Here is a 264-nt window from a genome sequence, read left to right on the forward strand (position 1 = left end):
GTAAGCAAACATATTAAAGGAAGGCTTTTGGATGAATGTAAAGTGCTTTTGTTGCAGACTACCTGGACTTTAGAGCAGATAAGTTATGCGGTAGGATTTTCCGACCAGCCGAATTTTAATTTTTTCTTTAAGAAGAATACGGGATTTACTCCAAATGCTTTTAGGAAAAGTATTTTACAGTAAATTTTTCTATTTGATCACATAGAGATTCTTCCTTCGTCAGAATGACAATCAACTACATCAATGGTTTTTTCATTTAAAAAT

1 protein-coding gene is annotated in these 264 nt (G+C 32.2%); it reads left to right on the top strand.

Going from position 1 to position 264, the window contains the following annotated elements:
* On the top strand, positions 1–183 hold a 183-nt coding region (locus SB719_RS20715; RefSeq protein WP_412159823.1), incomplete at its 5' end, for a helix-turn-helix domain-containing protein.
* Between the last annotated feature and the right edge of the window lie 81 nt (positions 184–264).

This window comes from Pantoea sp. SIMBA_079, from assembly GCF_046940275.1.
GTDB lineage: Bacteria > Pseudomonadota > Gammaproteobacteria > Enterobacterales > Enterobacteriaceae > Pantoea > Pantoea borealis.